The sequence below is a fragment of the Bacillota bacterium genome (assembly GCA_040754315.1).
GTDB lineage: Bacteria > Bacillota > Sulfobacillia > DUSP01 > JBFMCS01 > JBFMCS01.
Window position 1 is genome coordinate 1 of sequence record JBFMCS010000055.1, and the last position, 14,799, is coordinate 14,799.

Annotated in this window: 12 protein-coding genes and 2 pseudogenes; 8 read left to right on the forward strand and 6 right to left on the reverse strand. The window is 57.5% G+C overall.

The features are described from left to right. Positions 1–293: hypothetical protein (locus AB1576_12605; GenBank protein ID MEW6082579.1), on the forward strand; the 293-nt coding region annotated here is incomplete at its 5' end. Positions 294–913: 620 nt separating this feature from the next. Here AB1576_12605 and AB1576_12610 read toward each other — a convergent pair. Next, positions 914–1,129 (reverse strand): annotated as a pseudogene (locus AB1576_12610) (hypothetical protein). Positions 1,130–1,476: 347 nt separating this feature from the next. On the opposite strand from AB1576_12610, the gene AB1576_12615 reads away from it, so the two are divergent. The 7 genes and pseudogenes from AB1576_12615 (at position 1,477) to AB1576_12645 (ending at position 8,365) form a co-directional block, all read left to right on the forward strand. Then, positions 1,477–1,641: a DUF2292 domain-containing protein gene (locus tag AB1576_12615; GenBank protein ID MEW6082580.1), complete on the forward strand. Its 165-nt coding sequence runs from the start codon at positions 1,477–1,479 to the stop codon at positions 1,639–1,641. Positions 1,642–1,669: 28 nt separating this feature from the next. Then, positions 1,670–2,641 carry a DNA-processing protein DprA gene (locus AB1576_12620; GenBank protein MEW6082581.1) on the forward strand — a complete coding sequence of 324 codons (972 nt, stop codon included), beginning with the start codon at positions 1,670–1,672 and terminating at the stop codon, positions 2,639–2,641. Next, positions 2,626–3,906 (forward strand): hypothetical protein, encoded by a 1,281-nt coding sequence (locus tag AB1576_12625; protein ID MEW6082582.1) that lies wholly within the window; start codon positions 2,626–2,628, stop codon positions 3,904–3,906. Before AB1576_12620 ends, AB1576_12625 begins: the two co-directional genes overlap by 16 nt. Before the next feature lie 79 nt (positions 3,907–3,985). Then, on the forward strand, positions 3,986–4,270 hold the full coding sequence (locus AB1576_12630) for a hypothetical protein (GenBank protein ID MEW6082583.1): 285 nt from the start codon (positions 3,986–3,988) through the stop codon (positions 4,268–4,270). Then, the gene (locus tag AB1576_12635; protein MEW6082584.1) at positions 4,271–4,549 is read left to right on the forward strand and encodes a hypothetical protein; all 279 of its coding nucleotides are present in this window, start codon (positions 4,271–4,273) and stop codon (positions 4,547–4,549) included. A gap of 707 nt (positions 4,550–5,256) precedes the next feature. Further along, positions 5,257–6,966, forward strand: a pseudogene (locus AB1576_12640) (type III restriction endonuclease subunit R). 826 nt (positions 6,967–7,792) lie between these two features. Then, positions 7,793–8,365 carry a glycerol-3-phosphate acyltransferase gene (locus AB1576_12645; protein ID MEW6082585.1) on the forward strand — a complete coding sequence of 191 codons (573 nt, stop codon included), beginning with the start codon at positions 7,793–7,795 and terminating at the stop codon, positions 8,363–8,365. Positions 8,366–8,399: 34 nt separating this feature from the next. Here AB1576_12645 and AB1576_12650 read toward each other — a convergent pair whose 3' ends face one another. From AB1576_12650 to AB1576_12670, 5 genes are all read right to left on the reverse strand, one after another. Then, complete coding sequence (locus tag AB1576_12650; protein ID MEW6082586.1) at positions 8,400–8,627, reverse strand: spore coat protein; 228 nt, start codon at positions 8,625–8,627, stop codon at positions 8,400–8,402. A 20-nt stretch (positions 8,628–8,647) separates the two neighbouring features. Next, on the reverse strand, positions 8,648–8,869 hold the full coding sequence (locus tag AB1576_12655; protein MEW6082587.1) for a hypothetical protein: 222 nt from the start codon (positions 8,867–8,869) through the stop codon (positions 8,648–8,650). Between the two features lie 150 nt (positions 8,870–9,019). After that, positions 9,020–10,258: a DUF3999 family protein gene (locus AB1576_12660; protein ID MEW6082588.1), complete on the reverse strand. Its 1,239-nt coding sequence runs from the start codon at positions 10,256–10,258 to the stop codon at positions 9,020–9,022. Beyond that, positions 10,251–11,990 (reverse strand): DUF2339 domain-containing protein, encoded by a 1,740-nt coding sequence (locus tag AB1576_12665; protein MEW6082589.1) that lies wholly within the window; start codon positions 11,988–11,990, stop codon positions 10,251–10,253. The genes AB1576_12660 and AB1576_12665 overlap by 8 nt, the downstream gene beginning before the upstream one ends. A 130-nt stretch (positions 11,991–12,120) precedes the next feature. Further along, positions 12,121–14,727: a cation-translocating P-type ATPase gene (locus AB1576_12670; protein MEW6082590.1), complete on the reverse strand. Its 2,607-nt coding sequence runs from the start codon at positions 14,725–14,727 to the stop codon at positions 12,121–12,123. Positions 14,728–14,799: the final 72 nt, after the last annotated feature.

Genomic DNA, 14,799 nt, shown 5'->3' on the forward strand with positions numbered 1-14,799 from the left:
TCATGGCTCTGACTATGATTCGGCTCATCCAGTGTAAAGTCCTGGCATTTCAAGGTAAGGACCTGCTCAATGAAGATGGCTGGGAGTCAGGCATTTCGGCCGATCGGATCAAAAGGGCACTCGTTTCATTCCAAGCCGACGCTTTGCCCGGGGGGTACTACCGGCTGACCAAACCCAATGAAGACATGCAGCTAATCCTTGATGCGCTGGGGCTCAACGACAACCTCAAACTACCTACGGTTAGCGAATTGCGGCAGATCAAATACAGCTTCGACAAGACTACGGCCATGTGACTACGTTTTAATACCTCAGCAGTACCCCAAAATCTCCTGTAACCGCAACGGTTTCGGGAGATTTTGCCCCTTTTATCTGTTAAACTCGGGTTATAACCCTGTATGAATCCTGCCCTCGTCTTCATAATCCGACTGTCGGGGTCAGTCACATTTGCCTTGGCTTCTGGGTCCACAACATCTTCGGGCTTTTTGGGTTTACGACCGCGTTTTTTCTTTCCTGTTCTCTTCTGCTCGGTTTCCCGTTGATCTATCTTTTCCTGTTGTTTTGCCCGGGCTTCCGCTTGCTCCCGCTCAAGCCTTTCCTTACATTCTTTCAAGCGGGCTAATCTACTCTGCCGATTCCGCAACTCCTCGGGCATCTCATCCCCTCGACGGTTAGGACCGAACAAATCATCCTCTTCCCGGTCCTTGGCCTCGGCCTCCTCAAGCATCTTTTTGACTTCCTCTTCTATAGACTCCCGCTTACGGTTAGCGGCAAGGGATGCATCACCTTTGACCTTTGTCCCATCGAGTGAAGCCACTCCCACATTGACGAGACCTGCTTCCGCACATAACCGCAGAACTTGAATAAAGAGTTCATGGAGTGCTTTCTTGTTGTCCTTCCGAAACCGCGCAATGGTACAATGGTCCGGCATATTGTTAGCCATGATAACCCGAAACGCTATGTCTACCTCGCATAACCGCTCTATTTTCCGGCTCGACCGCTCCCCTATGCAATACGCGTAAGGCTTACCATCATTGACGGTTCGTAATCTGAGCCTCCCCAACCATCTATCCGGTACTTCTCGTAGAATTTTGAAACATCCATCGCGCTTACCGCATCCAACACAAACCATGCCAAGTGGTCTTCCGGAAGCCAATCCCTCAGACTTGGTGGAAGCAGATAGGGCTGCTCTCGGTTACATTTGATGAAGTTATAAGGCATTTCCATCTCACCCCACATGGCAATGATTCTGTACCTAATACTTGATTCGCCATATGGGGTCTAATCTCCTGGTTCAAACCTAATTTTTGCCCTTATATCGCTAATCAGTAGGGGTTCATGCAACAGGCTCTAAGGGTGGGTGAATTACCTGACTCTGGGGTGGGTGAATTACTTGACGGAATTTCCCCTCAGGTGGGTGAATTGCATGACCGTTGACAGGGAAACAGATGGAGCCATGCTTCGTGAAGGAGGATTGCCATGGGAGAGAGTCGAAAGGTAGTCACCGGAAAGGTTATGCTCAAAGATATTTTACGGCACGTTGAAGAAGCTCTTGCAGATGTCAAGTACGGGGAGATTATCATTAAAGTGCAAGGCGGAAAGCCTATTTGGATAGACAGCATCGAGAGGAAAAGGATAGGATAGACGAAGTCCTCTGTTAGGGGGCAAAACCATGACATTCCGATTGAAGGACAGTTTTGAAAGTGCGTGCAACTACTTTGCGCTTTGGGAGCTTCTTGGGAAGAGGACCCAGGAAACATCGAGAATATGGCGCAAGATGGATCTGAAGGTAGACACTACCCAGCCCTTGCCATCATTCATCGGAGATTGGACAGAGGCGCCCTTCCCCCAGAATGAAGTCAGAAGTGTCTGGACGAGAGTCAGGAGCGTGATGAGAGAAAACACGGCTTGGGGTCACGACTATGTACTGGATCGCCGCGACCCTCTGTATCCCACTCTACTCAATGAGATTGATGGGGCTCCGGACTTCCTTTTCCTCACAGGTAACCTGGAGCTCTTGAATAGGTCGGCGCTTGCCATAGTTGGAACACGCAATCCCTCTTCCGAGGGAATGCAGCGTGCATATAAACTGGCTTGCCTTACGGCGGAGAACGGAATTGTTGTCGTCTCTGGACTCGCTAGAGGTGTGGATGCATCTGCACACAAAGGGGCAATCAGCGTTGGTGGCAACACAATGGCCATTCTGGGAACGCCCCTAAGACTGAGTTATCCTAAGGAGAACCAGAGACTCCAAGAAACGATAGGGAAGATAGGCCTTCTGATATCGCAGTTCTATCCAGGAGCCGGAATTAGGAGACACTTCTTCCCGATGAGAAACGCGCTGATGAGCGGCCTATGTCTAGGTACCGTTGTGATAGAGGCGTCTGAGACCAGCGGGGCCCTAATTCAGGCTAGACAATGCCTTAAGCAGCAAAGAAAACTCTTCATCCCAAAGAGTGCTGTTGAAAACGAAGCTCTAACATGGCCTAAGCGCTTCATTCAGAAAGGAGCGCACGAATTCGCATCTATTGATGAACTGGTAGGAGTCCTCAGGAGAGAACGGTTGTTGCCTACGCAAGGAACGCAGCAGGTGTTAAATACGGAAGTCATAAGGCTGTCTCAAGCGCCATGTTTGTCGAACTGAATTCCTTGGGGCACATCATCATAAGTCCCGCCGCTGAGGTGCTTGAGAACCAGGAAGAATGGGGGCCCTTAACCCGTAGCTTCGGGTGCACTTTTGTTATAGACCCTCAGAATATCAATGCCTGGACGAAATCATGGAAACAAAGTGGAAAGATCACGCCACGAAGTTTCCATTACTTCCCCCATGTCAAAGGAAATATCAGACAAGTTCTGGAACAAAACAACATGGAGCCGCATGAAGCCTTGTATGTTACTTGGAACCAACAAGAGCTCGGCGAGGCCATCAATACTCGAGTGAGCACAGTCTTGATGGCCGAAAGGTGGGAGGCTGGCAACGTGCTCCCCGACCTCTTCGTGACCAGTGTAACACGTCTCGAAGAGGAACTGAGAGACTATTTGGGCGGTTCTATGCCAGGATACTTTGGTGAAATCACTGCAACCCTTGTTGGCCGAGACAGAAGGCCGTCGGGGCTCCGGGGTAGGACTATTGGCAATCCGCCAGTGGCAATAGACCCTGACATGCAGCCACGTGTCAAGATAATTGCTCTGGGGCGGTACTTTCCAACCGGTGATGATCGGGCAAGAAAGCACCAGTATTCGCAACGGATTCTTAAGAGCAAGAATACCAAAGAACCCGTTCTCGCCAAGACTCTGTCGTTTGCCCTGAAGCACGTTCATAGTGGCAACCCATTCGAGGTGGTTACTGTAGTCCCTCCGCGCCCATCGGGGGCAGGTTGTCTTTCCGGACTCCAACAGACTGTACGTGAAGCATGTGCACAATCTGGGATGATGACGTTGTATTCACCGGAGATCCTCACCTGCAAGAAGGCATATCCATCCCAGAAACACGTTCCCTTTAACAAGCGGGCTGAGAATGTCGAGGGTAAGTTCAAGGCAAGGATAGTCTCAAGTGCCAATCACGTAGTCCTAGTGGATGATGTTCTTCTCTCGGGGTCGACGTGCCTTGAGTGTACCCGGCAGATACTCCAGGCCGGGGTACAATATGTTACGGTGATTGTCTTTGGTTTTGATCAGCGCGTTGTAGCTACCAACGATGACATAGTCCTCCCCTGTCCCAATCCCAGATGTACCGAAGGGACAATGAGCCTCAAGTTTAACAGAAGTAACTGGGAGGCTTTTTGGGGCTGCAGCAACTACACCAGCAATAACTGCAGAGCCACATATCCGTGGGGAAAGGGTCTTCAATTGCTTAACAGCATGAACAGGACGAAAGACATATTCATTTTCGAAGACGTTCCGTTCTAGCATACGAGGGCTAAGCAAAGAAGCGATGCCGACCAACCCGTAAGGGTCTAGGTCGGTTTCTCTTTGGAGGGGTGGCATGGTGGCATCCGTGTTCGAATACCTAGCATACTCCCAACCCGATATCATCCTAGCCCTCGCTCAGGCTGGCCTCCTGGTCATCGAGGACTGCCTGCCTGCCGGGACCTCCTCCCTCATGCGCCACGAGACCCTGCGGCGTGGCCCGAGGGGCAGGATGGGGCAGCGCCGGGCTTCATCCCCGCGGGGAGCGGGCCAGGGGGGTATAGGGGGTCAAAAGTCTAGGAACAGGGGCAAGAAACCGGTGTGGCAGCAGGGTTTTTTTCTTTACGCATTGGAGGCCTTTTGAATGCGGGGGTTTCGAAAGGAGGAGGAAGTGGCCGAGGCCCTCAAGGAGTATCACGAACTCAGGGAGGCGGAGGAGGGGAAGGCTGACAAGACACGGGGCTTGAAGCAAGGCCCCCGTATACTACAGCGTGGTGAACGGGACGATGGCCGCACCCAGCAGAAAACCGCCAGTGAATTCGGCATTTCCCAGCAAGCCGTCAGCAAGGCCCTCAACATTGCCCGCGCCGTGGAGGAATTCCCCGACCTTCGCCCCCTTGCGAAGGCCCGATTATTTGCGTGAAATATTCTCCCCCTCGAGAAGGGTAGCCTATCCTGGAGGCGGCGGGGAGAACGGGGTGTAGCGAACGGCCGGATTCCTGCCTGAATCTGGCAATTTCCCTCCCAGTGGCCTTCTAGGCCCAGGGAAGGGCAAGCCGCACCTGGATGGCCCGGTGGTGGGGTATCACCCGTGCCCGGATTTTGCCGCCAGGTGGCCTTCCAGGCGGTTCCGTTCCCTGCCCGCACCGGCATATCCTTGCGCAAACTTGCGCAAAAGCAGGCAAGCGGCGCGCAAAGGGAGTCGTGAAACGCGCCGTCCTTACTTATCACCGGGGCAAAAAAGGATGCAAGTCTGACTGACACCCTTGGCCGCGTGGCCGTACCGCTTGCCGCAGGCGGGGAAGTTCCAGACGTTATAGATTGGCGGCCTGAAGTCCACCAGGTGGTTCGCGGCGGCTTTATAACTTTCGGCAAGGTTGCCGTTAGTTATACTGTCAAGGACTTTTTTTAACCCCTTCCCGTGACAGTCCCACCACTTCCGCTATCTCCTCCTGCGTCTTGCACGCAAGCCACATCTCCAAACTGCCCGTCACGTATGGTGTGTAAAAAGAGGAAGAAGGCGTGAGGAAGGAGAAGGAGGAAAGGCCACCCTCTTCCTGGTAGAAGGCTCCTTAAGCTTCCGCTTTCCCGTCTGCCAGGGGGAATTTACACCAACAATCCGGACTTGATCTATACCACCTATACAACGATCCAGAGGTGAAAGACGACCTCAACCGCCGGGCCAAGTCCGAAGAACCGCTGCCTGACTTAGTGCTCAACGCCTATTACCTGCTGGGCTACGATTGGCGTGAGGCCCAGAGGGCGTGGGCCGAGGCCGGGCTTGCCACCCCACCGGTTATGATCACCGTATGCAACCGAACCGAGACGGCGGCGCGGGTCAAGCACGCTTTTGATTCCAGGCGCATCCACATTGATGAACTCTGCGATCCGGACCGCATTCTGCACATTGACTCGAAAGTGCTCAGTGAGGCGGAAGCGCTCCAAGAGCCAACCGCGCTGTCTTGTCCCCCTGTGGAAGACGACGAAGGAGAAGACGATGCAGCGCTGGCGAAACCTAAGTTTACTAGGACAGAGCAGGCGGAGCTGTTGCGCCGTATGGTGGACACGGTGGGGCGAACTGGCCAACCCGGCGAAAAGATCCAAAAAGTCATTTCGGTGGGGATGCTCAGCGAGGGATGGGACGCCAAGACGGTGACGCATATTATGGGGCTGCGAGCCTTCACCAGCCAGTTGTTGTGTGAACAGGTGGTGGGGCGAGGGCTACGGCGCACATCCTACGAGGTTGATCCCGAAGCGGGGTTGTTCGAGCCAGAGCATGTCAACATCTTTGGCGTGCCCTTCACCTTCTTGCCACACGAAGGCGGGGAGGATGGGCCACCGGTGCCGCCTAAACCCAAGACCCCGGTCGAGCCAGACCCCGCCAAATCAGAGTTTGAGATTCGCTGGCCCAACGTAGTGCGTATTGAACACGTCTTTGGGCCAAGATTGGTCGTGGACTGGTCAAAGGTGCGCACCCTGGAGCTGGACGCGGCAAAGACGGCGCAGGTGGCAGATCTTGCCCCCATTCTGGAAGGTCAACCGGACGTGTCCAAGATCAACCGTATTGAATTGGAGCGGCTGGCCCGCGAGTTGCGCACCCAGCACATTATCTTTACGGTCGCACGGGATGAGTTCGACCAGATGAAGAGCGACTGGAAGGGCAACCGTGAGGTCTTGCTGGCTCAATTGGTGAGGCTGACCGAGCAGTTTATCCGATCCGATCGCATCGACATTCGCCCCCCACTCTTTTATCAAGATGATCTCCCTCGCCGTTTGATTATTACCCTCAACATGTCACGCGTCGTCCAGCATCTTTGGGAGGCAGTGCGGCAGGAAAATACTGAGCGGCTCGTGCCGGTATTCGACCGCGACCACCCCATCCGAGCGACAGGTCAAATGCGAACTTGGTACACGGGTAAGCCATGGGAGCGAACGCGTAAATCACACATCAACGTTTGTGTCTACGACAGTACATGGGAGGCATCTGATGCTCTCATCTTGGACGATAGCGACCACGTGGATGCCTGGGTTAAGAACGATCACCTGGGATTTGAGGTCTTGTACATTTATCGAGGCGTGGTACGGAAATATCGGCCTGACTTCCTGGTTCGCCTAAGCAGCGGAGATATGCTCGTTCTAGAAACAAAAGGCCAGGAAACCGAAAAGGATCGGGTCAAGTATCGTTATCTGGACGAATGGACTCAGGCGGTTAACGCACAAGGCGGCTTTGGCCGCTGGCGTTGGGCCGTTGCGCAACAACCGGGGGACATCTGGGATATCCTTGAGCATCTGGTGAGCGGAATCAAACGGAGCCCACCGGGTGAACACTTTCGGGCGTGAATTGAAGCGACGGCGTCAAAAGGCTTGGTGTAAAGGTAGAGCAGGTTCTCCACCCAGCGGACCTCGGAGTTTCCGAAGTGGCCCGCGGCATTGGACTTGGACTGCTGCTTCCAGATGGGCTCGCCGTCTTCACCGGCTCCGTCGTTGAAATGTGCGGCGGGTTTACCGAATTCGGCAAGATTGCCAAAATCGGTAGAGTCTCTTAAAACATCAGATACAGTTTGCTGGCTGCACCCCACCGCCTCCGCTATCTCCTCCTGGGTGTGGCAGGCCACCAGGCCATCCCTTGCGTGGGAGGCTAAAGCTTTATGGGATCCGGCAAGGTTGCCGGAATCCATAAAACCCTTCACGTCGGTGTGTTTCATTGGTAAAGATTCTGGAGCATTTCTGGAGCTAACACCAAAAAACAGGGGCAAAACCCCCCCCTTTTAACACTGGAAGAAACTAACAACACCAATGAAGCGCAGGGTTTTTCAACCTGCACCAACCTCAAAAAAGGGACTGGACCGCATTGGTAGTGCGAACACCCCCCTGTTTCGGCAGCAGGGCGCGGGCTGCTTTATGGTAGCCCCTGCTGCTATGATGAGTAAGCCCTGAACATTTGAATACGTTGATGCCCTCAATCCCTATTATGGCGCCGTCGTCATGCAAGAGAGTCAGTTTCAGCGGCAACCTCAAGGGTCTAGAAGGGATCCTGCTACTGCCATTCTGGTACCAAAGAACGGAATCCGGGCGGATTGGGCGGGCAGTAATCAAGTGAGGACTATAAAGGGCAGCGTGATATGCATCTACGTATACCGGCGGGGGGGGAGAGAATATCCCTGTTATGAATGGCATTCTCGCAATCCTAATCGGCTACCTCTTGGGCTCCGTTTCCCCCTCATACCTGATAGCCAGGGCCAGGACGGGCAGGGACCTCAGGTTCGAGGGCTCCGGGAACCTTGGCGGGAGGAACGTCTGGAGGACCGCTGGCTTTGGCTGGGGGCTCCTGGCCTTCCTGCTGGATGTATCCAAGGGAGCCGTTTCAGCGTGGCTTGGGGGTGCCCTGGCGGGTCCTGGCCTTGGGCCCTTTCTTGGCCTTCTTGGGGTGGTTTCTGGGCACAACTACTCAGTATTCCTGGGGTTTTCCGGGGGAAAAGGCTTGGCAGCTGCTTTAGGTGCGCTAGCCGTCATCTCCCTCGCAGTCCTGGGGTGCCTGCTATCCGTTGGGGTTTTGGCCTTTATCCTCTTCCGCAGCCTGTACCTGGCGGCAGTAGCGATGTCACTATGCTTTCCCCTAGTCGTGTACCTGCAAGGGCACGGCACCTGGATTGTCGTTACCAGTATTGCCGTGAGTGGCGTGGTGACGAGCAGGCACCTTGGGAATCTCAGGGACGCGGTGAGAGAATGGAAGAAGTAACCGGCCCCCTGCCCGGGGGCAGGAGGCCGCGTAACTACCTTGGCAGTGTCTCGGGTTTTGCCTGCTCCACCTTGTACCATCCTCGCGAGTTCATGGCGTCGAACACCTGCTTTGTCTGGTTTACCTGGTCATCGTGGCACTGCTTGAAGACCTGGCGGACATCTTCGTTCGCTGACTCCACCATGGCAACGTGATAGCCTTCGGAAACCGTCTTGCAGGTCACCAGCACGTCAGAGATCATGTCTTTGTCCGTGAGCCTCATCCTGTCACCTCCTGATCTTCTTACTCAGGCTGGAAGCCATGGCGCTTTAGAACATTGGCCAGGGAATCGACGTGCCGCTGGCAGGTATCCCTTACCTGCCCGACCAGTCCTTTCAGCGCGGGCTCCTGTACCTGAGCCGAGTAGTTGTCACACTTGGCAACACATAGCTTCTCATGGCGCAGTTGTTCCTTGAGGTAGTGCTTCTCCAATTCGGAGATGTTCTCGCCTCGCCTGATTTGCAAGATTTCCCACCTCCCTAGGTAAACTGGACTGCTTCTTGTATTGTTCCCCGGCAAGGTGGGAATCTGCCTGGAAGGCTATGCCTTGGGTGGTTTGAGCCTTCGGGGTGTTTGTGGAAGAGGGGTAAAGAGCCAATGGTTTTCACGCTCACCTCATTTGGGCATTGAAGCCAGCTTCTTCCATGTAACCCAGCTCAGGACAAGCGCCAGGAAGGTGACAATGACCCACATCAGCCATGGCCTGGATCCGGTCCGGGCTTGTGCAGGAGTGTAGTGGGGGTTTACCACCTCAACACCAAGTTCCAGTCTCACGCGACTCTGGCTAAGCACGTAGCTGGCCAGGGTCTCCAGGTCATAGGTGGGCTGGGGGGCGGCAGGGTTACCGTAGTAAAGGGCATAGGTCTTACCCGGCTCTGCCTGGAAGACGACCTCACCGGGGTATCTCCGCACGTCAACGCCCCCAATGTCCAGGGGAGGGCTGTCAGAATCGTGGATCTCCATCTTCAAGTACCGGTGAGCCCCGGTGTAGTCAATCTCCAGCAGCTCCTTACGGTAATCCGCCAGCACCAGGGAAAGAAAAGAGCCCTGTGCCAGGTGCTGCCACTCCTCCCTGTCGTTGCTGCCCCACACGCTCACCTGCCGCTGGAACATGCCCGGGGCTACACTCACCACCAGGTGGTGGCTGGGGAGATTCTCGTAGCCGAGGTCGATGATAAGGGTGCTCAGGCCGTCCCGGCTTTCATACGCGTATTCCGAGGCCACTGCCTCCAGCGGAGTGCCCTGGCGTTCCGGGACGAAGAAGGCGCTGGCGCCCGTCACAGGCAGGGGGCGTTGCAGGTCCCTTGTTACGGTGACCCGCAGGTACCTGTAGGTGCTCTGGGGGTAGCGCACCTCAAGGCTCCTAAAGTGAACCTCGCCCTGGAAGTCCACGATGAGTCCTTCCCCCAGCAGGAACCACTCCACCATATCGTGGCTGCCCCGGACCTCCACGGGATAGAGGAAGCTGGATTCCGGGGTCTGTATGCTAAGGCCGTTTGTGGGCGGCACATGAGGCCCCAAGTCCAAGAGGAAGACGGTGGTGCTCTCACCGTGGGAGTAGTCCAGCATCGTGGCGGGCAATTCCTCCCTCTCCACGGCCGCTGGACGGTCCGAGAGGATGAAGGGAACCGCCCTGCCGGAGGAATCGACTACTCGCAGATCGGCCAGGCCTGGCCGGGACCGGGCGTAGACCTCCGGTGGCAGGTAGACCCCGGCAACTCCCAGGCCGGGTACCTGGCCGGCAATCTCTCTCTGGAACTGCCATTCCGGCATCGCGCCTCCCGCACGGGCGGGTAAGGCCATCCCCACGGCGAGGAGCGCCATGACAGCGCCTAGAAGGCCAGCCCTATTCATTCCCTTCCCCCACTCCCTTCCCTCGCGGTGCCTTGAGGCGCCTCTGGTACATGAAGGAGGCTGCGATGAGGACTAACCCGAGCCCTGTGAAGGCCACGATCCGGAAAACCGGTTCCAGGCTGGACAGGTCGACCAGGAACACCTTGGCTATGGTGACTCCGAAGAGGGCCATGGCCAGGAGCCGGCTGGCCCTGTGATGCCTGAGGATCCCCAGTGCCATGAGGAATAGTGAGTAACTGGCCCAGAGGGCTGAAAGGGATACCTGCTTAAGGCTGATCCGGTAGCCGAAGTACAGGGAGATTTCCCGGCTGGCCAGCCCGAGAAGCAGGAGGTTGGCCACAATTCCGGTAACTGCCAGGAGCCCCCTTTCCTCATCCTTCAGCACCCTTTCGCCCAGGCGAGACCCCAGGAAGGGCAGGGTGAAGGCCGCGGCCACCAGGACCAGGGATATGATGAAGTCCTGGTTGATGAAGGGGGCAGCTGGCTTGAGGTATCCGTAAAGGTGCCAGTTGCCCGCTAAGTTACTCCACTGGTATGCCATGGCCAGTGGTAATAGGAGGTAGGAAATCGCCCTGAGCCCGAGATTGCCCAGTTTCAGGCCCTGCCAGTAGAGAACCACCAGTTGCAGGGACCAGGCCAGTGTCACCCACTGGCGGGTAAGCTGGACGGGCACGGCGAGTATGAAGAAGACCAGGGCCGTGATGAGGAAGGTGGTCTCCAGGTGAGTGTCACGCAGAGTCATCCGGGCGATGAGGGTGTTGAGCACCAGGTAGAAAAGGCCCACGCACAGCGCTGCGGTCCCCAGCCACTGGTATGGGAGGGTGTGGTAGACTAGCCCGTAAAAGAGGAGCGAGTTGAGGGCTACCAGCACAATGTCCCTGGGCCTTGCAGGCTGTCTATTTGCCAGGTTGAACGCCAGGGGGACCGCCGTGAAGAGAAGGAAGAACAGCACAATGAAGAGCATCCTTTCTCCCTGGCCGAGTCCAGAGACAAGGATGCTGTATATGAGGTACAGGTAAGACCCGGCGAACCCGAAGTAGTTGAGAAAGGTCCACTTCCTGAAGTACAAGACCCCGAGTACGCCCAGGTCCAGGAGGAGAATGTACACCAGGAGCACGGTGCTGCCTCCGGCGCCCCTTCCAAGCAGGAGTGGTGTGATAAAGCCGCCCAGGACACCCAGGAACGCGATGGAAGAGGAGTTGTTCCTCACGGCAAGCACCACAGATACAACGGTGACCTGTATCATCAGGGCAAAGGTCAAGGCCTGGGAGAGAAGGCCGTAGTAGTTGAAGGCGGCGAAGAGAGAGAGGTAAAGGATGGCGATGCCGCCTCCGGTGAGGCCCTGGGCGAACCGGGCATAGCCCCTTGACTGGAGGTGCTCCCCCCCTAAGAGGAAGCCAAGACCGGCCGAGATGCCCAGGACCACCCTGCCCAGGGGGCCGATCCACTGGTTATCAAAGGCATACTTCAAGAAGAACCCAACCCCGAGGATGAAGGCGATGACCCCGATGCGGTTGAGCCAGGTTCCCCCGATGGCCGTCTCCCATTCCCGGTAGGCTTGGTGCAGGCTGCTACCGCCTGGTCTCCTGGCGCTAGCCCCCTTGTCCCTGGCCTGGTGACGGGGAAAGATCTGGAGGCTGCCTTCCACTGACTCCAGGCGCTGTTCGATACTGCTGAGCCTGGAGTCTATCTGGGATAACCTCTCTGACAGTTCCTTGGGGTCGTCCTCCATGCGGTTCCCCTCCCGGGTTTCGCAGGCACTGCCAGCGGTTTATCTGGTCATGTATGGAAGGTTCGAGAAACACGCCGGATTTCCTCCGCACCACGCTGCGGGGAGTGAGGCGCATGGAACAGGCACTCCGCTACGAAACCCCGCCTCGCCTGGCTATGGCCTTCTGGACTTCTGCCATGGCGGCGGGTATCACAGCTATCAATCCCACGAAGAGCCAGTCCCCGGGAAGGAGCGGCACCGCCCGGAAGACCCGGGCAATGGGCCCGGTGTACAGGGGAACCAGGATCAGGAGAAAGGATAAAGCTGCTGCAGGGAGTAGGTAGGGGTTCCGCGACAGGGGGAGGGTCCAGAATGGCTCCGTGTCCGACCTTGCCGTGAAGGCCCGCAGGATCTCCGCTATGGCCAGGGCGGTAAAGGCCATGGTCCTGGCAAAGTCGATCCCCCGGTCAAGGCCTGCCAGGAGCGCTATGACTGGCACGACCGCCACGAACACTCCCTGGAAGATGACTCTCCTCCAGTGCCTGGCTCCCAGGAGGGGTTCACCTGGGGCCCTTGGCGGCCTATCCATTACCCCTTTTGATCCACGCTCCAGGCCCAGTGCCAGGGCGGGGAAGCTATCAGTCACCAGGTTCAGCCAGAGGAGCTGCGCAGGTCTCAACGGCAGTGGGTACCCGGCCAGCACCGTGCCCAGTACGGCGATGACCTCTCCCATGTTGGTGGAGAGAAGGTACGATACGAACCCCCTTATGTTTGAGAAGATCACCCGGCCCTCCTCCACCGCCGCCACTATTGTGGAGTAGTCATCGTCCGCCAGCACCATATCCGCGGCCTCCCTGGCCACGTCGGTGCCATCCCTGCCCATGGCCACGCCCACGTCCGCCCGTTTCAGCGCAGGCGCGTCGTTGACCCCGTCGCCGGTCATGGCCACCACGTGACCCAGCGCCTTCAAGGCCGAAACGATCCGTACCTTGTGTTCCGGGGAAACCCTGGCATACACCCGGGCCTTTCCGGACAACGCCTGGAGCTCCCGGTCATCCAGGGCATCCAGTTCCCTTCCGGTGACAGCCTTGTCCCCGGGCCCCATGATACCTAGGGCCCTGGCGATGGCCACAGCGGTCTCAACGTGGTCACCGGTGATCATGATGGGGATTATCTCAGCCCGGCGGGTGAGGGCCACTGCATCCCTAGCGCCCGGCCGGGGCGGGTCCTGGAGGCCGATGAGACCCAGGAACACCATTGATGATTCATCCGGGTTCTCGGAGGGAAGGTCCCTGTAAGCCACGGCGACCACCCTCAGGGCGTCCCTGGCCATGGTGGCAACCGCCTCCAGCGCCCTGTCCCTATCCTCATCATCCAGGGGTTTCCCGAGGATCCTGTCACACAGCCCGAGAACGACCTCCGGGGCCCCCTTGGTCCACTGCACGTAACCGCCCTGGGTTGAGCGGTGCACCGTGGTCATCCGCTTCCTGGCTGAATCGAAGGGGATCTCCCCCAGGCGAGGCCAGTCCCTCCCGGCCTCCTCGCGGCTGAACCCGAACCTCAGGGCTACCCTGAGGAGGGCAGTCTCGGTGGGATCACCTGTCTCAATGCCCCCCGGTGATACCGTGGCATCAGAGTTCAGGGCGAGACCCTCCATGAGGAGGCCCAGTTCCTGCGGCAATGAGGCCTCATCCAAGGGCACGAGCCCGCCCTGGAGGGTAAAGGCGTGTGTGGCTGTCATCCGGTTCTGGGTCAGGGTTCCGGTCTTGTCAGAGCATATCACCGTGGTGCTCCCCAGGGTTTCCACGGCGGCCAGCCTGCGCATGATGGCGTTACGCCTTGCCATGCGTGATACACCCACGGCCAGCACTATCGTGACCACCGCGGGGAGCCCCTCTGGCACCGCCGCCACGGCCAGACCCACAGACGCCAGGAAGTACTCAAGTGGCGGCCCGCCCCTAAGGAGCACCCCTGCGAGGAAAAGCAGCCCAGCCAGGGCTACCACCACGACCCCCAGGCTCTTGCCCAGGGAGCCCAGGTTTCGCTGGAGGGGGGTGACGTCCTCCCGTATCTCCTGCAAGGATGCGGCGAGCCTCCCCAGTTCCGTATCCATCCCTGTAGCATACACAACCCCGAGGCCCCTGCCGTAGACGGCCGTGGTTCCCGCAAAAAGGAGGCACCTGCGGTCAGCCAGGGGGGCATCGGGAGGCACAGGCTCAATATCCTTGGTCACAGGTTCGGACTCCCCGGTCAACGTGGATTCATCTATCTTCAGGTCCCTGGCTTCCAGCACCCTTAGATCGGCAGGGATCCGGTCCCCTGCCGCTAGGACTACAACATCGCCCTGCACCAGGTCCTGGGCTCGAACCCGCTGGGCTTCACCTTGCCGGATGGCTGTGGCCCAGGGTGCCGAGAGTTGCTTTAGGGATGCCAGGGCCCTCTCCGCCCTTGACTCCTGGAGCACACCGAGGCCGCCGTTAATGAGCACCACGGCTGCTATGACCAGGGCATCGAAGACCTCCCCCAGTAGCGCGGAGACTAAAGACGCCCCAAGGAGCAGGAGTACCAGGAAGCCAGACACCTGCCTCAAGAACAAGGCGAGGATGCCAGGACGGGGGGCTTCCCGGATGAGGTTGGGTCCTTCACCCGCCAGTCTTTCTTGGGCCTGGATACCAGTCAAGCCCGTGGGGGAGGTTCCCAGGGCTTCCAGGGTTTCACCCGGCCTCATTGCGTGCCATGATGGCAAGTTCTCTCTCACTCCGTTCTCACCTATTCTCCCCCCCGCCCCCCCATGCAATCAGGCGGTTGGAGGAGGGTAGGACAGGGTCTT